The sequence below is a fragment of the Pseudofrankia coriaricola genome, assembly GCF_032027725.1.
Classification (GTDB): Bacteria; Actinomycetota; Actinomycetes; order Frankiales; family Frankiaceae; genus Pseudofrankia.
The window spans coordinates 470,850-493,133 of the sequence record NZ_JASNFO010000001.1; the positions used below are offsets into that span (position 1 = coordinate 470,850).

Below are 22,284 nucleotides of genomic sequence, written 5' to 3' on the forward strand. Positions count from 1 at the left end.
GCTTCGTCTCGTCTCCGGACTGGCCGCGGCGCTAGCCGTCGTCACTGTGCTCGCCGGCTGCGCGGGCTCGTCCGACGGGCCGGTCCCCACGGCTTCGGCGAGCCCGTCCGCCGTCGCCCAGGCGACCGGCAAACCGGGCGGCACCCTGGAGCTGGTGACGTCCGCCATGCCCAGCGGCGACCCAGGCTGGGCCGTGACGACCGCCGACCAGGTGCTCGCCCGGCTGGTGAGCCGCACGCTGTATGCCTACCCTCCCGACCCGGACATCGACAAGACCGTCATACCGCGTCCTGACCTGGCGGCCGGCGCGCCGCAGGTCAGCGACAACGGCAAGGTGATCCGGGTGCGGCTGAGTTCGGCGGCCCGCTGGGACACCCCGGTGCCGCGCCGGGTCATCGCGCCCGACGTGGCCCGCGGGATCAAGCGGCTGTGTGCTCCGCCGACCCCGTCACCGCTGCGCGGCTACTTCGCGGCGACCATCGTCGGGTTCACCGACTACTGCACGGCGCTGTTCACCAAGCCGATTGACCAGGTGAAGGACTTCATCGAAGGCGAGTCGCCGGCCGGCATCCAGGTGATCAACGACACGGACATCGCGTTCCACCTGATCGAGCCCGTCAACGACTTCGTCGAGGTGCTCGCGCTGCCGGCGGCGGCGCCGGTGCCCTACGAGGCGCTCGACTACCTGCCGAACTCGCCCGACTACCTGGCCAACCTGGTGTCCGACGGCCCGTACCGGATCACCGGCAGCACCGGCGGAACGTACATGCTCTCGCGCAACGAGGAATGGAACTCCCACAGCGACTTCATCCGCCGGGCGACGGAGGGGCCGGACCACATCAGGATCCACACCGGGGTGGACCCGGCGACCGCGCAGGCGCAGATCGAGGCCGGCGACGCGGACATGACGCTGGATGCCGCCGTCCCGCTGGACAGGGCCGCGGCCCTGCTCCAGGCGGGCGACCCTCGGCTGTCGGTCCCGACGACCGGGTCGACGATGCTGCTCGCCGTCGCCCGGCACGGACCCGCCGCCGCCGCCCTCGACGACCTGACCGTCCGGGAGACGCTCGCGACGTGCATCGACCGGATCTCGGTCGTCAAGGCCCTCGGCGGCCCGCCGTTCGCCACGGCCGCGACGCAGCTGCTGCAGCCGACGATGACCGGCTACAGCCCGCTGGACCCTTTCCCGACCCCGTCCGGCGCCGGCGACGCCACCCGGTGCGGGCAGGGGCTCGCCAACGCGCCGGGTGCGCCCGTGAGCACGCTGACACTGCTCACCTCCGACAGCCCGCGGGACGCCGCCGTCGCCTCCGCCCTGGCCGAGACGTTCGCCAAGGCGGGCGTGAAGCTGGACGTCCAGGCGCGCGCCGCGGCGGACTTCGCGGCCGCCGCGGTCAGCCCGCTGGCCCAGACCTGGGACCTGGCGCTGACCACCCTCACCCCGCTGTGGTTCGGCGACGCCGGGCGGACCGTGTTCCAGCCGCTGCTCGACCCGAACTGGGTCGGCCAGCGCCCCGTCGACGGCGGCTACGACACCAGGGATGTCCTCGCGACCATGGGCGTGGCCCTGCGGGCCGGCACCGAGACGCTGCGCGCCGGGGCGTGGGCCGACCTGGAGGCGACGGTGCTGCGCGACGTCGCCGTCATCCCGCTGGCCGTGGTAGCCGAGCCGCGGATGCACAGCTCCTCGGTGCTGTCGTTCACCCTCGTCCCGTCGCTCGGCACCGGCGACCCGACAGGTGTCTCTCTGGGGCCGGCATAAGGCGGTCTCTTGGGCGTCCGTGGGGCGCGGAATCCCCCGGTGCGTCACGTGGTGGTCCCCGCGTCCTACACTCGCCCCATAGCGAACCGGGTTATACCTGGTCCGACGTCTAACGTGGCTGGTGCCGGTTCGCCGGGCCGGCGCCGGGACCGGCCCGGCTGGTACTGACCACCTTGGCTGGCGCTGACGTGACTGGCACTGAACAGAAGGAGTACGCGGGCCGTGGCAGGTGGCAACGCCATCCGGGGGAGCCGGGTCGGGGCGGGACCAATGGGAGAGGCCGAGCGGGGAGAGACGGCTGCGCGGCAGCGGGTGTCCTTCTGGTGCGCGAACCAGCACGAGACACGCCCGTCGTTCGCCGCGGACGCCGCGGTCCCCGACACGTGGGACTGCCCGAGCTGTGGCTATCCGGCGGGCCAGGACCGGGACAACACCCCCGCGCCGCCCAAGATCGAGCCGTACAAGACCCACCTGGCCTACGTCCGGGAGCGGCGTAACGAGAAGGACGGCGAGGCGATCCTCGCGGAGGCACTCGCCAAGCTCCGGGGGTCCTCCACCGCGTCCTGACCGCTCTCGCGGGCGGTACCGGCGATGGCTACGGGCGCCGGCCGGCAGCGGCGCCGGGATTCGGCGTTGTCCCAGAACCGGCCGGTCTGAGCCGCTACGCTTCGCTCAACCTGGGCCACGGCCCGTGCGTTGCGTGCGAGCGGATCGACGGGCGGAGGGATGGGGAGCGAGGCCGAGGCCAGCGCCGGGCGCATCCGGCCTGTCGGCCCGCCGGAGGGCGCCGGTTCGGCGGGGGCCGCCGGGCGGCTGATCGCCGGTCGGTACCGGCTGGTGGAGCTCATCGGCGTCGGCGCGATGGGGGCCGTGTGGCTCGCCCGCGACGCGCTGCTCGACGTGGACGTCGCGGTCAAGGAGATCCGGCCGCCGTTCGCGTTCGCCGATCCCGACGGTGCCAGCGCCGGCGACGGCGAGGGCGCCGGCCCAGACAGCGCTGACGGCGGGAGCGCGGACGGCTGGGAGGCCTCGACCGGCGCCTGGGTGGCGCAGGCGTTGCGTGAGGCACGCAGCGCCGCGCAGCTGCGGGCGAACCCGCACGTGGTCACCGTCCACGACGCCGTCGTCGATGACGGCGCGCCGTGGATCGTCATGGAGGCCGTGGCGGCCAGCTCCCTGCAGGAGGCGGTCGCGCGTGACGGGCCGCGCCCGCTCGCCCAGGTCGCCCAGATCGGGCTCGCCGTGCTGGACGCGCTGGTCGCCGGGCAGCGGCTCGGCGTGGTCCACCGCGACGTCAAGCCGTCCAACATCCTGCTCGCGCATGACGGCCGGGTGCTGCTCACCGACTTCGGGATCGCGGCCTCGGCCGCCGACTCGACCCTGACCCACCAGCCGGGCGAGGGCGGCCTGCCCAGCGGCACGCCCGCCTACATGGCCCCCGAACGGCTGCGCGGCGGCCCGGCGACGCTCACCGCCGACCTGTTCGCCCTTGGCGCGACCCTGTTCTACGCGGCGGACGGCGCCGCCCCGTTCCACCGGGACTCCCTGCTCGCCTCGCTGCACGCGGTCCTGTACGACCTGCCGGAGCCGACCCGCGACGTCGGCCCGCTCGCCCCGGTGATCGCGGGCCTGCTCACCAAGGACCCCGCTGCCCGCCTGCGCGCCGACGGCGCCGCCGCCCTGCTCACCCGCGCCCTGCGCCTTCTCGCCGGCACGGCCGCCCTGTCGCCGCCGCCTCCACCCCCGTCTGGCGAATCCGAGCCCGTCTCGCCCCTGACCAGCGCATCGATTCCCCTCGCGCGGCCACCCGCGACCGGTCCGCCCGCCGCCGGCGCGCGGCCGTCGGGTGCGTCCGGCCAGCACTCACCGCCCGAGCGGCCGCGGCCGCTCGACCGGCCGCCGGCGGTGCGTGCTCCCCAAGAGCTGGCGCCTGAGCACCCCGAATCCGCGTCGGCGTCGCCTGGGCTGGGAGGCGCCTCGCCGCCCGCTCCGCCGGGGCCGGCCCCGCGCTCCGCCTCCGCCCCGGGCACCCGGCCGCCCGGGGGCCCGGGCGTCGCGCCGGTGCTCCTGGGCGCGCTGGACCCGACGCCCGTTGGCACCCGCGGCGACGGCGGGAATGGCGGGGATGGCAGCCGTGCCGCCCTTCGCCGCCTGTGGCCGCTGCCCGTTCCGCTCGGGCTGGCCGCCGTGGTCGCCGTCCTGCTGCTCGTCGGCCTGGCCGCCTGGGGGATCGGGGAGGCGCGTGGTGGACCTGGCCGTGCGCAGCCCCGCTCCACGCCGACCGGGACGGCGGCGTCCGGCGGCGCGACGGCCGGTGCCGTGCCGGGTACGGAAGGAACCGCCGGGACTGGTACCGCCGGGACTGGCACCGCTGCGGCCGCCGGCGCCGGCGCCGTGCCGGTGCGGATGCTGGGCCTCTGGCACGGCACCGTCACGCAGGGCGTGGACATATCCGGCGTGGATCTGAACGGTACGACGTTCACCCTGCCCCCGGTCCGCTTCGAGGTCACGCTGGAGATCCGCGGTGGTGAGCTCAACGGGACCGTCGGCGTCTCCAGCTCATCGGAAGGCTGCGAGGCGGACCTTCTTCTGCGAGAGATCGGCATCCGGCAGATTCAGGTCCAGGAGTTGATAACCAAGAGCAACGAGCTGTGTAACGGCGCCTACCGCCTCCGGTTGACCCTCAACGACGATGGCACCCTCGACTACTTCTACGACGCCACCTACATCACCTCCGCGGGCATCGCCACCCTGACCAGGTCCTAGGCGGACGCGCCCGGCCGGGCCGCGCATCAGGTCTGCCGGAGCGGCCCCGGAAGGCCGTCGTGCGCGGGCGCGGCTGCCGCCTGTACCCGCGGCTCGCGGCCTGGATGCGTTTCAGGACCGGATTCGGCGGGCTAGCGCCGGCCACCGCCGCGGCGGGCGGTGTCCCCGCGGCGCCTGGCCTGGGGGACGGTGGCGGCCGGTTTCACCGGGACATCCCAGGCCAGTGCCAGCTCGCCGCCCGGCGGGAGCGTCTGCCACTGGTCGCGCAGCTCGCGTAGCCGCCCCACGGCCGCGGCCCCGCGGGCGGGGTCGAACGGGGGTGCGCCGGTGCCGATGGTGCCCCAGGCGGCGGTCAGCGCCGCCGGGGCGCTCTGGTCCCCGTCGTCGAGCGCCCGGTGGACGGCGCCGGCCACCACCTCGGCCAGCATGATGTGCCGTTGGTTCGCGGCGAGGATCGCCCGCGACCGCCGCGCCGCGTCATGGCGAGGACGGCCGGCGACCACCCGCATGCTGGCGAACACGACGCCGGACGCGACGCTGCCCCAGAAGCCCTGGGCCATCCGGAACTCGCGCTCGGCGACGAAATGCGCGAGGTCATGCGGCACGGAGTACTTCCGGTCGTAGGACTGGAGTCGCAGGGTCACCCCGTCCGGCCGCGCGATCAAGGCGACCGATCCGCCGCTGCGCGTCTCATCGGGCGAGAAGGTCACCAACACGAGATCAAGTCTGAGCTCCGCCCGCGATCTCCGCAACGCGATTTCGCCGCCGCGCCGCCCCGACGCAATCGGCACGGCGTCGAGCGGAGCCGGCCCTATCCCGCCAGACCGGCGCGGGAGGCGGCGGCGCGGTCGACGAGCCAGAGGGTGCGCTCCAGGCCGCGGGCGCCGGCCGCGGGCAGGTCCAGCGCGTCGGCACCGGCGACAGCCGTGGCCACGGCGTCCGCCTTCTCCTCGCCGGCGGCGATCACCCACACCTGCCTCGCGGCCCGGATCGTCGGGAAGGTGAACGAGATCCGGTTGGGCGGCGGCTTGGGGGATTCGCGGATGGCGACGACTGGCTCGGCCGCGGCAGCCGCGGGAGAGTGCGGGAAGATCGACGCGATGTGGCCCTCGGGGCCGATGCCGAGCAGCAGCACGTCGAACGCCGGCACGGCCGCGCCCGCCGGCGCGCGTGCGGCGAGCGCCGCCGCGTAGTCGGCGGCGGCCTGCTCCGGCTCCACGTAGCCGCCCGCGGCGCCCACGGACCCGCCCGCCGAGGTGAGAGCTCCCACCTCGAATACCCGCTTCTCGTCGACCGGCACGTGATCGAGCAGCGCCTCGCGGGCCTGGCGGGAGTTGCGATCTGGGGAGTCGGCGGGGACGAACCGCTCGTCACCCCACCAGACGTCCACCTTTGACCAGTTGACCGCGTCCAGCGCCGGGATCGTGCGCAGGGCGCGCAGCAACGCGATGCCGATGCCGCCGCCGGTCAGCACCAGGGATGCCTCGCCGCGCTGAGCCTGCGCGTCGACCAGCGCGGTGACGAGCCTGGCGGCGGCGGCCTTCGCGAGCAGGCCGGCGTCCGGGTGCACGATCAGCTCCATCAGCTGCCGCCTTCCGCCACCGGCCCGCTCTTGGCCGTGGCTGACGCCGTCGCGGGCGTCGCGGGCGGCTGCTCCATGGGGTCCTGCCAGATGTGCTCGCGGTGCCCCGAACGACCCGCCAGGTCCGGGATGCCGCTCCAGGCGGACAGCGCCTCCGCGTAGATGACGTCGTGGTCGAGGCGGCGCAGCTCCTCGGCGAGCAGGTCGCCGACGTCCAGCTGGCGCAGCGGCAGCCGGCGGGGCGGTACCCCCGGCCTGGTGATGTTGCCCGAGCGGGCGTCGGCGCGGGACACGGCGACCTCACCGTCGTCCACGGCCACGCGGACAGCCTGGATCCCGCGTTTCCCGGTGCCGACCACGTCGACCGGCACGCCGAGCTTCGCCCGCAGCCACCCGGCGAACAGATGGGCGCTCGGGTCGGACGGGTCGGCGTCGATGTGGGCCGAGCGCGGCCGGTCGGCACGCCCGTCGAAGGCGGCGGCGAGCAGCGTGCGCCAGCCGGAGATCCTCGTCCAGGCGAGATCGGTGTCGCCCGGCTCGAAGTCGGCGGCGCGCAGCTGCAGGGCCGCCAGCGGGTCGGGCGCCCGGTCGCAGTCAGTCACCCGCCGGTCGGCGAACACCCCCAGCGGGTCGAACGCGATCCGGGTAGGCGGCTCGTCCTGCCACCAGGTGACTACCGGCGCGTCCGAGGCCAGCAGCGGCAGCACCACCGACTCGGCGTGCAGCGCCAGCCGGCCGTACATCCGCATCACGATCGCCTCGCCGGGGCCGAGCCGCCCGCCGATCGAGACCTCGGCGTCCAGCCGCGGGTGCGGCGCGTCGATCTGGCGGCGCACCACGATCAGCAGCCGGCACGGGTGCGCGGCCGCGGCGGCGGTGGCCGCGCTCTCCGCGGCGGCGACGTTCTTCTCGTCAACGACCACGACGAGCGTCAGCGCGAGCCCGAACGCGAGCGCCCCCGCCGCCCGCCGCTCCGCCGACAGCGCCTTGACAACCGCCGACCCGGTGGTGTCCCAGAGAGTGGTCACAGCAGGCTCCTCGCCAGGTCGATCGGCCGGGGTATCGCAACCTGTGGGTTCACGGCCGGCGCCAGCGCCTGCCGTCGCGGGCCAGCATCTCGTCGGCGGCGGTCGGTCCCCAGCTGCCGGACCGGTACGGGAACGGCTTGGTGGTGGCCCAGAACTCCTCGAGCGGGTCGATGATCCGCCACGACTCCTCGACCTCGGCGTTGTCCGGGAACAGCATCGCGTCGCCGAGCAGGACGTCGAGGATCAGCCGTTCGTAGGCCTCCGGCAGCGCCTCGGTGAACGCCTCGCCGAACAGGAACTCCATCGCGACGTCGCGGACCTCCATCGCGGTACCGGGCACCTTGGAGCCGTACTTCAGCGTCACGCCCTCGTCTGGCTGCACCCGTACGACCAGCTGGTTGTGGCCGAGCTCGGTGGTGTCGGTCGCGTCGAAGGGCAGGTGCGGCGCCTGCTTGAAGCTGATCGCGATCTCGGTGACCCGGCGCGGCAGGCGCTTGCCGGTGCGCAGGTAGAACGGGACGCCGGCCCAGCGGCGGGTCTCGATGCCGAGCTTCACCGCGGCGTAGGTCTCGGTCGTCGAGGTGGGCGGGATGTTGTCCTCGTCGAGGTAGCCGCGCCCACGCTCGCCGGCGAGCCAGCCCTGCTCGTACTGGCCACGGATCGCGTAGTGGGCCAGGTCGGTGGGCAGCGAGACCGCGCGCAGAGTCTTGATCTTCTCGGTGCGGATCGTCTCCGCGCCGAAGCTGACGGGTTCCTCCATCGCGGTGAGCGCCAGCAGCTGGAGCAGGTGGTTCTGCAGCACGTCCCGGGCGGCGCCGGTCTCGTCGTAGAAGCCGGCGCGGGTGCCGATGCCGACGTCCTCGGCCATCGTGATCTGCACCGAGTCGACGAACTGGGAGTTCCAGATCGGCTCGAACAGCGTGTTCGCGAACCGCAGCGCGAACAGGTTCTGGACGGTCTCCTTGCCCAGGTAGTGGTCGATCCGGAACACGTCCGCCGGGCCGAACACCTCGTCGACGAGCGAGTTGAGCTCGCGGGCGGACTTCAGGTCGTGGCCGAACGGCTTCTCCACGACGACGCGCCGCCAGCCGCCGGCCTTCTCCTCGTCGGCCAGCCCGGTGCGCTCCATCTGCTTGAGCACCACCGGGAACGCCGACGGCGGGATCGACAGGTAGAACGCGGCGTTGCCTTGGATGCCGTGGCTGCTCTCGAGGCTCGCCAGCTCCTGAGCGAGCCGGTCGAAGCCGGCGTCGTCGTCGAACGAGCCGCGCACGAACCTGATCGACGACGCCAGCCGGTCCCAGGTCTCCTCCCGGAACGGCGTGCGGGCGCCCTTCTCCGCGCACTCCCTGGCGAACTCGATGAAGGGCTCGTGGCCCTCCCAGTCGCGGCGGGCGAAGCCGAGAAGCACGAACCCGGGCGGCAGGAGGCCGCGGTTGGCCAGGTCGTACACCGCCGGGATGAGTTTCTTGCGGGATAGGTCCCCGGTGACGCCGAACACCACCAGAGCGCTGGCGTCGGGGAGCCGGGGCAGCCGGCGGTCTCGCGGATCGCGCAGCGGGTTGCCACCTGCCGTGGACGCCACCTGCGATTCCCCCTGTCTGTGCTGGCTGAGAGGTTGGCCTGAGTCCGGCGGCTGTGTCCGGTCCGGTCCGGCCTGGTCCGGTCTTGCCTGGTCTGACTGTGCGTGGTTCGGCTGCGCGGGCCCGCGGTCTGACGACCTGGCCGGGGCGCCGCCGGATGACCTCGCCCGCCCGCTACCTGGCGACGTCTGGGTTCTACCCGAGCCGCGGGCCGCCCGTTGCTCATTCGGCCGGTCTGGTCGGTCTGGTCGGGCCGGCTCGTCGCTCCCGCCGGCCCGGCGGCGGCCGGTCAGTGCGCCTCGAGCTGCCCGCGGACCGCGTCGAGCAGCTGGTTCCAGGAGTCCTCGAACTTGGAGACGCCCTCCCGCTCGAGAACCTCGACCACGTCGTCCACGTCGACCCCGACGGCGGCGAGGGCCGCCATGGTCGCGTGCGCGTCGGCGTAGAACGGCCGGATCGTCTCCCCAGGCACGTCGCCGTGGTCGCCGAACGCCAGCAGCGTCGCCTCCGGCATCGTGTTCACGGTCCCCGGCGCGATCAGCTCGCGCACGTAGAGAGTGTCCGGCAGCGCGGGGTCCTTCGTCGACGTCGACGCCCACAGTGGCCGCTGCGGGCTCGCGCCGGCGGCGGCGAGCGCCGCCCAGCGCTCGGTGCCGAACGCCTTCTCGTAGCGCTCGTAGGCCAGCCGGGCGTTGGCGATGGCGGCCTTCGCGCGCAGCGCCTTCGCCTCCGGGGTGCCGATCTTCTCGAGCCGCTTGTCGACCTCGGAGTCGACGCGGCTCACGAAGAAGGAGGCGACCGACTGCAGCTTCGAGACGTCGACACCGTTCGCGACCGCCTGCTCGACGCCGGTCATGAAGGCGTCCATCACCGCGTCGTAGCGGTCCAGCCCGAAGATCAGTGTGACGTTGACGCTGATCCCTGCCGCCAGCGTGGCCGTGATCGCCGGCAGACCCTCCACGGTGGCCGGGATCTTGATGAACAGGTTCGGCCGGTCAACCATCCACCACAGCGAGCGGGCCTCGGCCAGAGTCCGTTCGGTCTCGTGCGCCAGGCGCGGGTCGACCTCGATGGAGACTCGCCCGTCGACGCCGTCGCTGGCGTCGTAGGCGGGGCGCAGGACGTCACAGGCGGAGCGCACGTCCGCGGTGGTGATCAGCCGGATGGCCTCGCCCACGTCGACACCGCGCACGGCGAGGTCGTGCAGCTGCTCGGCGTACGCCTCGCTGGAGGTGATCGCCTTCTGGAAGATGGTCGGGTTCGTGGTGACGCCGACGACACTGTGCGTGCTGGCCAGGTCGGCGAGGTTGCCGCTTCGCAGCCGGTCGCGGCTGATGTCGTCCAGCCAGACCGCCACTCCGGCGGCAGAGAGGTCGGAGAGCGGGTTGGTCATGGTTGGTAGGTCCTCTCCGCGGGGAGACGCCGGGCACGGCGACTCCCTACCCGGTGATGCATGGCTCATCCGCGCAACCGCCGCCGGGTTGGACGGTCGCCCCACGGCCGGCCCCGTGGCCTTGGCCACGGCTCTCCGGCCGCTTCGGCCCGGGTGCGCGTACCTCCTGTGGCTCAGGCCGAAGGCCGCGCGATGATGGCGGAGCCTCGCGCGGCCGGAGGCCGTCAGATACGACCTAGTGTGCCCACCCGGGCCACCCTCGTGAACAGGGTGTCCGTATGAACACCTTGAGACCTCACGGCCCGGACAACGGATACGCCCGTGGCAACAACGACGGACGCCTGGTCATGCCGCCGGAGCGGGGTGGCGTGCCGGCGGACCGGCGGGGCGCCACCGCCCGGCCGGTGATCGCCCGTCTGGGCGGCGCGCCCGCGTGGCTGCCGGGCGGTTAGACTCCGACACGACGTAGAACGTGACAACGGTGCCGCTCCGCCAACCGGGATGAGAACGTGAGGTCGCCCTGTCCAGCCTGGCAGTCCTGCGCCGCCGGCAGGCCGCGCCGCGCCCGCGTGCGGCCGGTTCCGGCGGCCATCGGGCGACTGCCGCGGGCGGCCAGGCGGGCACTGTGACCACCGCCGCGGAACCCACCCAGACGTCGGCGACCGCGGGCGCCGTCGAGGTAGCCGACATGTCGACCGTTTCGGAGCCCGTTGCCCCGACCACCCGGATCCGCTCCGCCGATCCGGCAGGAACCCCGACACCGGCCGCGACGACCCCCGCCGCCGTGGCCCCTTCCGGCGCGGACGGTGGCCGCCTCGGGTTCGTGCTCGCCAAGGCGCGGGCGTACATCGCGCTCACCAAGCCGCGGATCATCGAGCTGCTGCTCGTCACCACCGTCCCGGTGATGATCCTCGCGGACCGTGGCCTGCCGTCGCTGTGGCTGATCGCGGTGACGCTGGTCGCCGGCACGCTCTCCGCTGGCAGCGCGAACACCATCAACTGCTACGTCGACCGCGACATCGACGAGATCATGGCGCGCACCAAGCGCCGCCCGCTGGTCAAGGCGACCGTCACCCCGGTCGAGGCGCTGTGGTTCGGCATCGTGCTCGGGGTCGTGTCCACGCTGCTGTTCGGGCTGCTGGTCAACTGGCCGTCGGCGCTGCTCGCCGACGGCGCGATTGCGTTCTACGTGTTCGTCTACACGCTGGGGCTCAAGCGGCGGACCCCGTCGAACATTGTCATCGGCGGCGCGGCCGGCTGCTTCCCGGTGCTCATCGGCTGGTCCGCGGTGACCGGGACGGTCGGGTGGGGCGCGGTCATCCTGTTCGGTGTCGTGTTCTTCTGGACGCCGCCGCACTTCTGGGCGCTGGCCATCAAGTTCAAGGACGACTACGCGGCGGCCGGCGTACCGATGCTGCCGGTCGTGGCGCCGCTGCGCGAGGTCGTCCGCAAGATCCTGATCTACTCGTACGTGATGGTCGCGACGTCGCTCGTGCTCTACCCGGTCGCCGACGCGGGGCTGCTCTACCTGGTCGTCGCCGCCGTCGTGGGTGTCTGGTTCCTGCTGGAGGCCCACCGGCTCGTCCGCCGGGTCGCACGTGACGAGCCCGCCCACCCGATGCGCCTGTTCCACTACAGCATCACGTACCTGACCATCCTCTTCCTCGCGGTCGCGGTCAGCCCGCTGCTCTGAGACGCGCGATCACGGGTCGTCGCTGCGGACTCGTGACTATAATTCTGGTCATGACTGTGATACCGCTGGCGGACGCCAAGGCGCGGCTGTCTGCCGTCGTGGACGAGGTCCGGGACACCCATGACAGAGTCGTGATCACACGCAACGGGCGGCCAGAGGTCGTCATGCTCGCGGTGTCCGACCTGGAGGCGCTCGAGGAGACGCTGGATCTGCTGTCCACACCTGGGGCGTTGGAACAGATCCGCCAAGCTGAGGCTGACATCGACGCCGGGAAAGGAATTGACGCCGACCAGCTGCGTCGAGAGTTCGCTGCTCGCTTGGAGCGTGAGCAACAGTGACCGACGAGGCCTACCGGCTAGCCCTTGCTCCCGCTGCCCGTAGGGCTCTCACGGAACCGCCGCCCGCCGGCCTGCCGCCCGCCGCTGCGGCCGCGGTCGTCGAGTTCATTACCGGGCCGTTGCTGGACAGGCCGCGCGTCGTGGGCAAGCCACTAGTCCGCGAGCTGAGTGGTCACCACTCCGCTCGGCGCGGCGCTTACCGGGTCGTCTATCGCATCGACGACCGTGTTCGCACGGTCCGGATCGTGCGTATAGATCACCGGTCCGATGTCTACCACAGCTGACGCTGGTGCCCCCTGCTGAAGACTGACGTACTCCGGTGCCGCAGCCGAGGTTGGGGCGATCAGCGCCGGGCGGTCGGGCAGGGCGAGCCAGAGGCGGAGGGCGGCTATCCACATCAGGGTGGCGCCGGCGACGTGGAGGGCGACCAGGCCGGCGGGGATGCCGAGGAAGTACTGGGTGAAGCCGACCGCGGCCTGGGCGACGATTGTCACCACCAGCACGTCGGCCCAGCGGCGGGCCTCCCGGGAGGCCTTGGCGATCCGGACGGCGAAGACCATCGCCACGGCGAGGCCGGTGACCAGCATCGCGCCGTCGGCGTGCACCTGAGCGACGTTGACGATGTCGAAGCCGAACCGCTTGGCCTTCTCGTCGTCGCCGCTGTGCGGCCCGGTGCCGGTGACGACCGTGCCGAGGACGAGGACTCCGGCGGCGGCGACGACCAGGACCCGGGCGAGCCAGAGCAGCTCGCGGCGGACGGAGACGGTGACGGGGCCCGCGCCCTGCCTCGCCCGGCGGTACAGCACCACGCCGTCGACGAGCAGCAGCATCGAGAGCAGGAAGTGCGCGGCGACGGTGGCCGGGTGCAGGTCGGTGAGCACGGTGATCCCGCCGAGCACGGCCTGGCCGACGAAGCCGGCCCACAGCCCGAGCGACAGCCACACCAGGTCGCGACGTTGCCGCCGGTCCGCCAGCCGCAGCGCCGCCAGCGGTGTGACCAGCATGAACATGCCCATCAGGATGCTGACCATGCGGTTGCCGAACTCGACCGCCCCATGCAGCGCGTACTGGCTGTGCGGCGTCCACGAGCCGTCACCGCACTGCGGCCACGTCGGGCAGCCGAGCCCGGAGCCGGTCAGCCGGACCGCGCCGCCGGTGACCACGATCAGCCCGAGGAACACCAGGCTGATGAGCGTGAGGACCCGGAACACCCGCGGGCTCACCGCCGGCAGCCGGTCCCAGAGGGCCGCGACCGGGTTGCTTCGACGAGCTGTAGAAGACATCGCGGCCATCCTATGTCCCGGTCGCCGGACACTCGCGCACTGTCGGCTACTCCCAGCGGAAGGTGCGGGCGGCCAGGGCCACCGAGGCCGCCGCCCAGCAGGCCAGGACGACGACCGGTCCCGCGCCCGGGGACGCGGCGTCGGCCAGCACGGCCCGCACGCCCTCGGACAGGGCCGCCGTCGGCAGGCCCTCGGCCAGGACGCGCAGCCAGCCGGGCAGCTCCGACAGCGGGAACACCACCCCGCCCACGAGCAACAGCAGCAGGTAGACGCCGTTGGCCGCGGCCAGGGTCGCCTCGGCGCGCAGCGTGCCCGCCATGAACAGGCCGAGCCCGCTGAAGGCGGTCGTGCCGAGGACCAGCAGCGCCGCCAGCCAGCCGATTCCGGCGGCGGTCCCGGGGAGCCGGGGCTCCCAGCCGAGCGCGAGCCCGACCGCGACGAGCAGCACCACCTGCAGGACCTCGATCGCGAGTACCGCGAGTGTCTTGCCGGCGAGCAGCACCCAGCGGGGCAGCGGGGTCGCGCCGAGCCGCTTGAGCACCCCGTAGCGGCGTTCGAACCCGGTGGAGATCGCCTGCCCGGTGAACGCGGCCGACATCACCGCGAGCGCGAGCACCCCAGGCACCAGGAAGTCGACCGAGTCGCGGCTGTCGGACGGCAGGACGTCGACGGCGGAGAAGAACAGCAGCAGCCCGATCGGGATGATCAGGGTGAGCAGCACTGACTCGCCGTGGCGCAGGTTGAGGGTCAGCTCCATCCGGGTCTGCGCGCCGAGCATCCGGGGCCACCGGGCGGCGCCGGGCGCGGGCCGCAGGTCCAGCGGGGCGCGGGTGGGCGCCTCGGCCGGGGCCAGGGTCCCCGCCGGATCGGCAACGCTCACGGGGTCAGCTCCGAGCCGGTCAGGTCCACGAAGACGTCCTCCAGGCTGCGCTGCTCGACCCGCACGTCGGTCGCCGGCACGCCGTTGTTCGCGCACCAGGCCATCACCGCGGCGACGAACGCCGCGTCGACGGTGCCGCTGACGATGTAGTGCCCGCCGGCGCGCTCGACGGCGCGCGAGCCGACCGGCAGCGCGGTGAGCAGCTGGTCGAGGTCGAGCCGGCCCGGCGCGCGGAACCGCAGCTCGCCGTCGGCGCCGCCGCCCTTCAGCTCGACCGGGGCACCGGCCGCGACCACCCGGCCGCGGTTGATGATCACGACCTGGTCGGCGAGCTTCTCCGCCTCGTCCATCGCGTGCGTGGTGAGGACCACCGTCACGCCGGCGGTGCGCAACTCCTCGACCAGGTCCCAGGTGTCATGGCGGGCGCGCACGTCGAGGCCGGCCGTCGGCTCGTCGAGGAACACCAGCTCCGGGCGCCCGACCACGGCCATGGCCAGCGACAGCAACTGCTTCTGGCCGCCGGACAGCCGCCGGAACGGCGTGCGGGCCGGGGCGCCGACGAGGCCCACCCTGGCGAGCAGCGCGTCGGGGTCGAGTGGGTGGGCGTGGTGCGCGGCGACGAGCCGCAGCATCTCCTCGGCCCTGGCGCCCGGGTACATCCCGCCGGACTGGAGCATCACCCCGACCCGGGGGCGCAGCCGCGGGTCCCTGGGGTCGGCGCCGAGGACCCGGGCCGTGCCGGCGTCGGCCCGCCGGAACCCCTCGCAGATCTCGACGGTCGTCGTCTTGCCCGCGCCGTTCGGACCGAGCAGGGCGGTCACCTTCCCGGCCGGCACCTCGAACGACAGCCCGTCCACCGCGCGGGCCTGCCCATATGTCTTGACGAGGTCGACGACCTCGACCGCCAGGATCTCGCCCACGCGCCGATCCTACGGCGCCCCCACGCCGGTCCCCTCCGCGTGATCCCAGGGCAGAGAGGTGACGCGATGTGCGGCGTTCAGCGGCGTGGCCCCTGACGCGGCAGCGTGGACGGCACGCCGGCACGCGGCCGGTCCGCGCCGCCACCCGGCCGGCGGCGGGCGCCGCCGGTGCCGGGGGATGGCTCGGCGGGGTCGACGAGGGCGCCCCAGGCGATGAGCCGCTCGTAGAGCAGCTCGGGGGTCGTCGAGTAGAGACGCGACAGCGACGTCAGGTCGGAGCGGCGCAGCCGGAGCACGTCGCGGGTGCTCTCCGAGCGCAGCACCTGCACGATCGCGATCCAGCGCCGCAGCGGGCCGGTGCGGGTCGGCGGGAGCTTGCGCAGCCGGCGCAGGTCGATCACCAGTGGCGGCAGGCCATCGGTGTCGCGGTGATCGGTGGTCGGGGGGACGAGCAGGGTCGCGGGCACGTCGTACAGCTCGGCGAGCTCGACGAGCCGGTGTACCCGCATGACCCGGCTGCCGCGCTCATAGGCGCCGAGGGTGCCGGCGGTCCATCGGCCGGTGGTGATCTCCTGCACGTCGAGCAGCGACAAGCCACGCCGGTTGCGGACCGCGCGCAGGCGCCGGCCGAGCTCGACGGCGTACTCCGAGTCGGTCACGGTCTCCGTCCGGGCGGCAGGGGCGAAACGGGAGCGCCAACCGCCCCTCGTGACAGACTGTCATGGTTCGGTTCCGCAGACAGTAGATTCGCCGAGATTTGCCAGCTCGATCGTGTGGTCCGTTCGTTGCCCCGCGCGGCGAAAGTCCTTTTTGTCGCAAAAGTCGCCCTGATCGACGCGAAACGGTGATGGCCCGTCCGGGCGGCCGCCAGGCAGGCCGGCGCGTCGCCAGGCGGCGCGGGCGGCGCTCTGGGCCAGTTTTTAGTCGCGGGACCAATCGCGGGAGCGGTCGAGGGCTCGTAGCCAGTCGGCGTACAGACGGTCGCGTTCGGCGGCGGGCATTCGTGGCTCGTAGCGGGTGGCGGTGCGGCGCAGCGCGGCGAGCGCGGCGCGGTCGGGGAAGAAGCCGGTCGCGAGCCCGGCGAGGTAGCCGGAGCCGAGCGCGGTGGTCTCCAGGTTGTCCGGCACGTCGACGGGGACGCCGAGGACGTCGGCCTGGAACTGCATGAGCCATGGGTTGGCGGCCGCGCCACCGTCGGCGCGCAGCTCCGTGACGGGCGTGCCCGCGGCGCTCATCGCGACGGCGATGTCCCGGGTGCGGTAGGCGATCGACTCCAGTACCGCGCGGGCGAGGTGCGCCCGGCCGGTGCCACGGGTGAGCCCGACGAGGGTGCCGCGCGCCCGCGCGTCCCAGTGCGGCGCGCCGAGGCCGGCCAGCGCCGGGACGAAGTAGACGCCGTCGTTGCCGTCGAGAGAGGCGGCGAGCCCGGCCGTCTCGGCCGCCGAGCCGATCACGCCCAGCCCGTCGCGCAGCCACTGCACCGCGGCGCCGGTCGCGAGGACCGCCCCCTCGAGTGCGTAGTGCACCGGCTCGCCGGCCAGCTGGAACGCGACGGTGCGCAGCAGCGCGCCCTCCCGGCTCGGGGGCGGGGGCGTCGGACCGGTGTTGAGCAGGACGAACGAGCCCGTCCCGTAGGTGTTCTTGGCCTGCCCCGCCTCGACACAGGCCTGCGCGAACAGCGCCGCCTGCTGGTCGCCGACCGCCGCCGCGACCGGCACCGCCACCCCGAAGAACGCGGCCGGGTCGGTCTCGGCGTACACCTCGGAGCTGGGACGCACCTCGGCGAGCAGCTCCATCGGGACGTCGAGCAGCTCGGCCATCGGGGTGGACCAGGTGGCCGTCGCGAGATCCAGCAGCATCGTGCGGGAGGCGTTGGTGACATCGGTGACGTGCCTGCGCCCGCCGGTGAGCCGCCAGGCGAGCCAGCTGTCGACGGTGCCGAACGCCAGCTCGCCGCGCCCGGCGCGGCGGCGCAGCTCAGGGTCGGCGTCCAGGATCCAGGCGATCTTGGTGCCGGAGAAGTAGGGGTCGAGCACCAGGCCGGTGCGCTCGGCGACGGCCGGGCCGTGCCCGGCGGCGGCGAGCTTCTCGCAGGCGGCGGCGGTCCGCCGGTCCTGCCAGACGATCGCCGGGTGGACGGGCTCGCCGGTGCGCCGGTCCCACAGGACCGTGGTCTCGCGCTGGTTGGTGATGCCGACCGCGCCGATGTCGGCGGCGCGGCGCCCGGCCGCCGCGAGCGCCGCCGCGGCGGTGTCGACGACACCACGCCAGAGCTGTTCCGGGTCCTGCTCGACCCAGCCGGGGCGCGGGTAGGACACGGCGACCTCGGTGTGCGCCCGGCCCACGACCCGGGCGTCCCGGTCGAGGACGCAGACCGTCGTCCCGGTCGTCCCCTGGTCGACGGCGACCACAACCGGCTCGGGCACCGCCGCATGCTACCGCCGATCACCCGGCGGGAAGGGGCCTTGGTTAGCCGAAGCTGGCGAGGTCGACGGCGTCGCCCGGGACCGCGGCGGTGGTGGCCGAGCCGTAGTCGCTGAACTCGATGCGGCTGTTCTCGCCGCCGACGACGTCGATCCGCAGTGGGACCGGGTCGCCGGTCGTGGCGGCGTACAGGGTGACGCCGGAGCCGCCCTTCACCAGGACGGCGTCGCGGCCGGCGAATGTGGTGGCGGTGACGTTGCCGGACAGGCTGTTGAGGTACTCGGTGAGGGAGAGGGCGAGGCCCTCGACGGTGAGGAAGCGGTACTTGTCCGCCTGGGCCGGGGTGAGCCGCACCCACCGGCCGGCGAGCAGGGAGGAGGCGTCGCTCTCGCCGATCTCCTGGTAGTAGCCCTGGTCACCGCGGATGTAGGTGTCGGCACCGGACTTGACGACATCGATCTTGTGGCTTCCGCTGGTGAACGTGCCGCTGGTGGTCGTCCCCACCATCCGCAGGTCCCAGGTGGAGTCGCCGCTCTCGGTGCTGCCGCTGGAGAGCCGCCCGATCACCCGGACGCTGTCGGCGTGGCGGAACGCGTCGAGCGCCCGGCTGCCGACCCGGGGCGCCGGGTCCTTGTCGAGCCCGTTGTTCTTCGGCCCGCCTCCGCCGCATCCGGCCATGACGCCGGCCAGCAGCAGGGCTCCCACCAGCGCGGCTACCCGTCGCGCCGCTTTGCTCGGAAGGCCCGAACGTGTCGGCATGACCCGTTGCATCCGCATCGTGCCAGTGTGCACTTCGCGTCCGAGCCGCCCGCAGGGTGGTCTGGACGGTAAGGGAGCACGCCCGGCCGGGGGAGAGACTGACGGATCACAGCGTGGGGCAGCCGGTTCGACGATGGCTGGTAAATAGGGCACACTGGTGTTGTGAAATCCCAGCAGGACCTCGACCCGCACTCGGGTGCCGTGGTCTCGTCGGCGGGTGCCGATGGGCGCACCCGGGATCGAGTCGTGCGCATCCTGCTGGAGGCTGGGCCTTCGACCGCCGCGGACCTCGCCCGCCAGCTCGACCTGTCACCGGCGGCGGTGCGTCGCCACCTCGACGCGATGGTCGCCGACGGGATCATCACACCCACCACCGTGCACGCCCGTGGCCCGCGGGGCCGGGGGCGCCCGGCCCGACACTACGCGTTGACCGACGCGGGGCACGACGAGGCCGGCCCAACGGCGTACTCCGACCTCGCGGCCGGTGCGCTGCGGTTTCTCGACGAGGTCGCGGGCGGCGGCGCGGTCGCCGCGTTCGCCGAGCGGCGCGGCCGGGAGCTGGAGTCCCTGCTCGCCGCCGCGGTCGAGGGTGTGCCGGAGGAGGACCGTCCCGCGGCGCTCGCGGCGGCGATGACCGACGCCGGTTACACGGCCAGCGTCTCCGAGGTGCCCAGCGGTACCCAGATCTGCCAGCACCACTGCCCGGTCCAGCACGTCGCCGAGCGTTTCCCCGCGCTGTGTGACGCGGAGACGGCGGCGCTGTCCCGGTTACTGGACAGTCACGTCCAACGGCTTGCCACCATCGCCCACGGCGACGGTGTCTGCACGACGCACGTCCCCGGCAAGACCGCTACCGGCACCGGGTCCTCGGTGCCGACGAGGAACTCTCCCGTGCCCGTGAGGATCATAACGACATGACTACCTCTGCCGAGACCGCCCTCGAAGGGCTTGGCTCGTACAAGTTCGGCTGGGCCGACGCCGACGCCTATGCCGACGACGTCGAGCGTGGCCTGTCCGAGACGGTGGTCCGCGGTATCTCGGCGAAGAAGTCCGAGCCGTCGTGGATGACCGACCTGCGGATGAAGGGTCTGAAGCTCTTCGAGCGCAAGCCGATGCCGACGTGGGGCGCGGACCTTTCCGGCATCCACTTCGACAACATCAAGTACTTCGTCCGCTCCACCGAGAAGCAGGCGGATTCCTGGGACGACCTGCCCGCCGACATCAAGGACACCTACGACAAGCTTGGCATCCCGGAGGCGGAGAAGCAGCGCCTCATCTCCGGCGTCGCCGCCCAGTACGAGTCCGAGGTCGTTTACCACAAGATCCGTGAGGACCTCGAGGAGCAGGGCGTCATCTTCCTCGACACCGACAGCGGCCTGCGCGAGTACCCGGAGATCTTCAAGGAGTACTTCGGCTCGGTGATCCCGGTCGGCGACAACAAGTTCGCCGCGCTGAACACCGCCGTCTGGTCGGGCGGCTCGTTCATCTACGTCCCGCCGGGCGTGCACGTCGAGATCCCGCTGCAGGCCTACTTCCGGATCAACACCGAGAACATGGGCCAGTTCGAGCGGACCCTGATCATCGTCGACGAGGGTGCCTACGTGCACTACGTCGAGGGCTGCACCGCGCCGGTCTACTCGTCCGACTCGCTGCACTCCGCGGTCGTCGAGATCGTCGTCAAGAAGAACGCGCGCTGCCGCTACACGACCATCCAGAACTGGTCGAACAACGTCTACAACCTGGTCACCAAGCGGGCCGCCTGCCAGGAGGGCGGCACGATGGAGTGGATCGACGGCAACATCGGCTCCAAGGTGACGATGAAGTACCCGGCGGTGTGGCTGCTCGGTGAGCGCGCCCGCGGCGAGGTGCTCTCGATCGCGTTCGCCGGCGAGGGCCAGCACCAGGACGCGGGCGCCAAGATGGTGCACGCGGCACCGCGCACGTCGTCGCAGATCATCTCCAAGTCGGTGGCCCGCGGCGGCGGCCGGACGTCGTACCGCGGCCTGGTGCAGATCCACGAAGGCGCGACGCAGTCGAAGTCGACCGTGAAGTGCGACGCGCTGCTCGTCGACGCCGTCAGCCGGTCCGACACCTATCCCTATGTCGACGTCCGCGAGGACGACGCGTCGATCGGCCACGAGGCAAGCGTCTCGAAGGTCGGCGAGGACCAGCTCTTCTACCTGATGAGCCGGGGCCTGGGCGAGGACGAGGCCATGGCGATGATCGTGCGCGGCTTCGTCGAGCCGATCGCCCGAGAGCTGCCGATGGAGTACGCGCTCGAGCTGAACCGGCTGATCGAGCTGCAGATGGAAGGCGCTGTCGGCTGATGCCAGTCATCGACGCGACCGGGCGCCCACCGGCCGTGCCGGCGCCGAGCGCCCCGGTCCGGTCCCGTGACCCCGAGGCCCACCCCGTCCCGACCGGTCGGGAGGAGGCCTGGCGGTTCACCCCGCTGCGCCCGCTCAAGCCGCTGATCGCCGGCCAGGAGCCCGACGGGAAGATCGACATCTCGGTCGCGGCGCCGGAGGGCGTCGAGGTCGAGTTCGTGGACTCGGGCGACCCGCGCGTCGGCCGGGTGCTCACCCCGGTCGACCGGGTCGCGGCGTTCGCGACCGTGCGGGCCGGCGGCGCCGTCGCCGTCACGGTCCCGGCCGAGGCCGAGCTGACCGAGCCGGTCATGGTGGCGTTGCGGGGCGAAGGCGTGGTCTGTTACAGCCACCTGGCGATCGAGGTCGGCCCGTTCGCGCGCGCAACCGTGGTGCTTGACCACACGGGCACGGCGAAGTACGCCGGCAACGTCGAGGTGTACGTCGGCCACGGCGCGTCCGTCACGTTCGTCTCGCTGCAGGACTGGGACGACGACGCGGTGCACGCCGGGGCGCACGCCTTCTCGCTCGGCCGGGACGCGAAACTGCGCGCCACCCACATCACGCTGGGCGGACAGCTGGTGCGGCTCAACCCGACGGTCGACTACCGCGGCCCCGGCGGGGACGCCGAGCTGGCCGGGCTGTTCTTCACGGACGCCGGCCAGCACCAGGAGCACCGCCTGCTGGTCACCCACCAGGAGCGCAACTGCCGCAGCAGGGTGACCTACAAGGGCGCCCTGCGAGGCGCGGGCGCGCACTCGGTGTGGATCGGCGACGTGCTCATCGGCGCGGACGCCGTCGGCACCGACACGTACGAGATCAACCGCAACCTGGTGCTGACCGACGGGGCGCGGGCCGACTCGGTGCCGAACCTGGAGATTCTCACCGGTGAGGTCGCCGGCGCGGGCCATGCCAGCGCGACGGGCAGGTTCGACGACGAGGTGCTGTTCTATCTGATGACCCGGGGGATCCCGGCCGACGAGGCGCGCCGGCTGGTCGTGCGCGGCTTCTTCGGCGAGGTGCTCGACCGGGTCGGCATCGAGTCGCTCCGCGCCCGGGTGACCGCCGCCGTCGACGCCGAGCTGGCGGCGGTGGGCTCGTGAGTCGGCAGCGAGTGTGTGCGCTCGACGACCTCGCCGAGGAGGCGGCGCTGGGCGTCGAGCTGGATGTCGAGGGTGAGGACGAGCCGACGCCGGTGTGCGTGGTGCGCTCCGGCGGGCGGGTGTTCGCGATCCGGGATGAGTGCTCGCACCAGGACGTCCAGCTGTCGGACGGCGAGGTCGAGGACGGGAAGATCGAGTGCTGGCTGCACGGCTCCCAGTTCGACCTGGAGAGCGGCAAGCCGACCTGCCTCCCGGCCACCGACCCGGTGCCCACCTACCCCGTGACCATCGAGAGCGGCGACGTATATGTCGACCTCGATCCCGACAAGGCCGCCGGAGGCGCGAAGGAGGAGCATTTTCGCACCTCCTTGGGCCCGGCCGCCGCGAGCCTTAAGTGAGGACCT

Annotated in this window: 21 protein-coding genes and 1 pseudogene; 11 read left to right on the forward strand and 11 right to left on the reverse strand. The window is 72.9% G+C overall.

Going from position 1 to position 22,284, the window contains the following annotated elements; all coding sequences use genetic code 11:
* The first annotated feature begins 19 nt into the window (after positions 1 to 19).
* The 3 genes from QOZ89_RS02025 (at position 20) to QOZ89_RS02035 (ending at position 4,528) form a co-directional block, all read left to right on the forward strand.
* On the forward strand, positions 20 to 1,762 hold the full coding sequence (locus QOZ89_RS02025; protein WP_491723637.1) for an ABC transporter substrate-binding protein: 1,743 nt from the start codon (positions 20 to 22) through the stop codon (positions 1,760 to 1,762).
* A gap of 222 nt (positions 1,763 to 1,984) precedes the next feature.
* Complete coding sequence (locus QOZ89_RS02030; protein ID WP_083419580.1) at positions 1,985 to 2,329, forward strand: RNA polymerase-binding protein RbpA; 345 nt, start codon at positions 1,985 to 1,987, stop codon at positions 2,327 to 2,329.
* A 159-nt stretch (positions 2,330 to 2,488) separates the two neighbouring features.
* Positions 2,489 to 4,528 (forward strand): serine/threonine-protein kinase, encoded by a 2,040-nt coding sequence (locus QOZ89_RS02035; RefSeq protein WP_312622839.1) that lies wholly within the window; start codon positions 2,489 to 2,491, stop codon positions 4,526 to 4,528.
* Positions 4,529 to 4,659: 131 nt separating this feature from the next.
* On the opposite strand, the gene QOZ89_RS02040 is transcribed toward QOZ89_RS02035, so the two are convergent.
* From QOZ89_RS02040 to tal, 5 genes are all read right to left on the reverse strand, one after another.
* Positions 4,660 to 5,193 (reverse strand): hypothetical protein, encoded by a 534-nt coding sequence (locus QOZ89_RS02040; protein ID WP_198543078.1) that lies wholly within the window; start codon positions 5,191 to 5,193, stop codon positions 4,660 to 4,662.
* Between the two features lie 146 nt (positions 5,194 to 5,339).
* Positions 5,340 to 6,110, reverse strand: a complete 771-nt coding sequence (gene pgl, locus QOZ89_RS02045; RefSeq protein ID WP_071047015.1) for a 6-phosphogluconolactonase — start codon at positions 6,108 to 6,110, stop codon at positions 5,340 to 5,342.
* A complete protein-coding gene (locus QOZ89_RS02050; protein WP_071047014.1) occupies positions 6,110 to 7,138 on the reverse strand; it encodes a glucose-6-phosphate dehydrogenase assembly protein OpcA in 1,029 nt (342 codons plus the stop codon). The genes pgl and QOZ89_RS02050 overlap by 1 nt, the downstream gene beginning before the upstream one ends.
* A gap of 49 nt (positions 7,139 to 7,187) precedes the next feature.
* Entirely contained in the window at positions 7,188 to 8,723 is a 1,536-nt protein-coding gene (gene zwf, locus QOZ89_RS02055; protein WP_071047013.1) for a glucose-6-phosphate dehydrogenase, read from the reverse strand.
* Between the two features lie 287 nt (positions 8,724 to 9,010).
* On the reverse strand, positions 9,011 to 10,114 hold the full coding sequence (gene tal / locus QOZ89_RS02060; RefSeq protein WP_071047012.1) for a transaldolase: 1,104 nt from the start codon (positions 10,112 to 10,114) through the stop codon (positions 9,011 to 9,013).
* Positions 10,115 to 10,392: 278 nt separating this feature from the next.
* On the opposite strand from tal, the gene QOZ89_RS02065 reads away from it, so the two are divergent.
* The 4 genes and pseudogenes from QOZ89_RS02065 to QOZ89_RS02080 all read left to right on the forward strand — a co-directional run.
* On the forward strand, positions 10,393 to 10,566 hold the full coding sequence (locus tag QOZ89_RS02065) for a hypothetical protein (protein WP_157910432.1): 174 nt from the start codon (positions 10,393 to 10,395) through the stop codon (positions 10,564 to 10,566).
* A 371-nt stretch (positions 10,567 to 10,937) separates the two neighbouring features.
* Complete coding sequence (locus QOZ89_RS02070) at positions 10,938 to 11,807, forward strand: heme o synthase (protein WP_312622849.1); 870 nt, start codon at positions 10,938 to 10,940, stop codon at positions 11,805 to 11,807.
* Positions 11,808 to 11,857: 50 nt separating this feature from the next.
* Positions 11,858 to 12,145, forward strand: a complete 288-nt coding sequence (locus QOZ89_RS02075; RefSeq protein ID WP_076815003.1) for a type II toxin-antitoxin system Phd/YefM family antitoxin — start codon at positions 11,858 to 11,860, stop codon at positions 12,143 to 12,145.
* A pseudogene (locus QOZ89_RS02080) lies at positions 12,142 to 12,360 on the forward strand (type II toxin-antitoxin system RelE family toxin); the annotation flags it as partial. The gene QOZ89_RS02075 and the pseudogene QOZ89_RS02080, both read left to right, overlap by 4 nt.
* Here QOZ89_RS02080 and QOZ89_RS02085 read toward each other — a convergent pair.
* The 6 genes from QOZ89_RS02085 to QOZ89_RS02110 form a co-directional block, all read right to left on the reverse strand.
* Positions 12,298 to 13,428, reverse strand: coding sequence for a COX15/CtaA family protein (locus tag QOZ89_RS02085; RefSeq protein WP_312622841.1), 1,131 nt, complete (start codon positions 13,426 to 13,428; stop codon positions 12,298 to 12,300). The pseudogene QOZ89_RS02080 and the gene QOZ89_RS02085 overlap by 63 nt on opposite strands.
* A 46-nt stretch (positions 13,429 to 13,474) precedes the next feature.
* Positions 13,475 to 14,308, reverse strand: coding sequence for an ABC transporter permease (locus QOZ89_RS02090; protein WP_083418183.1), 834 nt, complete (start codon positions 14,306 to 14,308; stop codon positions 13,475 to 13,477).
* Positions 14,305 to 15,228: an ABC transporter ATP-binding protein gene (locus QOZ89_RS02095; RefSeq protein WP_083418182.1), complete on the reverse strand. Its 924-nt coding sequence runs from the start codon at positions 15,226 to 15,228 to the stop codon at positions 14,305 to 14,307. The genes QOZ89_RS02090 and QOZ89_RS02095 overlap by 4 nt, the downstream gene beginning before the upstream one ends.
* A 77-nt stretch (positions 15,229 to 15,305) precedes the next feature.
* Complete coding sequence (locus QOZ89_RS02100; protein WP_312622842.1) at positions 15,306 to 15,887, reverse strand: helix-turn-helix domain-containing protein; 582 nt, start codon at positions 15,885 to 15,887, stop codon at positions 15,306 to 15,308.
* A gap of 261 nt (positions 15,888 to 16,148) precedes the next feature.
* Positions 16,149 to 17,654 carry a glycerol kinase GlpK gene (glpK, locus tag QOZ89_RS02105; protein WP_071047009.1) on the reverse strand — a complete coding sequence of 502 codons (1,506 nt, stop codon included), beginning with the start codon at positions 17,652 to 17,654 and terminating at the stop codon, positions 16,149 to 16,151.
* 43 nt (positions 17,655 to 17,697) lie between these two features.
* Complete coding sequence (locus QOZ89_RS02110; protein ID WP_071047019.1) at positions 17,698 to 18,411, reverse strand: hypothetical protein; 714 nt, start codon at positions 18,409 to 18,411, stop codon at positions 17,698 to 17,700.
* 162 nt (positions 18,412 to 18,573) lie between these two features.
* On the opposite strand from QOZ89_RS02110, the gene QOZ89_RS02115 reads away from it, so the two are divergent.
* The 4 genes from QOZ89_RS02115 to QOZ89_RS02130 are packed head-to-tail and all read left to right on the forward strand — an operon-like array spanning position 18,574 to position 22,278.
* Positions 18,574 to 19,329, forward strand: a complete 756-nt coding sequence (locus QOZ89_RS02115; protein ID WP_083418180.1) for a helix-turn-helix transcriptional regulator — start codon at positions 18,574 to 18,576, stop codon at positions 19,327 to 19,329.
* The gene (sufB, locus tag QOZ89_RS02120) at positions 19,326 to 20,738 is read left to right on the forward strand and encodes a Fe-S cluster assembly protein SufB (RefSeq protein WP_071047008.1); all 1,413 of its coding nucleotides are present in this window, start codon (positions 19,326 to 19,328) and stop codon (positions 20,736 to 20,738) included. The genes QOZ89_RS02115 and sufB overlap by 4 nt, the downstream gene beginning before the upstream one ends.
* Positions 20,738 to 21,880, forward strand: coding sequence for a Fe-S cluster assembly protein SufD (sufD, locus tag QOZ89_RS02125; protein ID WP_071047007.1), 1,143 nt, complete (start codon positions 20,738 to 20,740; stop codon positions 21,878 to 21,880). Before sufB ends, sufD begins: the two co-directional genes overlap by 1 nt.
* Entirely contained in the window at positions 21,877 to 22,278 is a 402-nt protein-coding gene (locus tag QOZ89_RS02130; RefSeq protein WP_241841512.1) for a non-heme iron oxygenase ferredoxin subunit, read from the forward strand. Before sufD ends, QOZ89_RS02130 begins: the two co-directional genes overlap by 4 nt.
* The last annotated feature ends 6 nt before the right edge of the window (positions 22,279 to 22,284 follow it).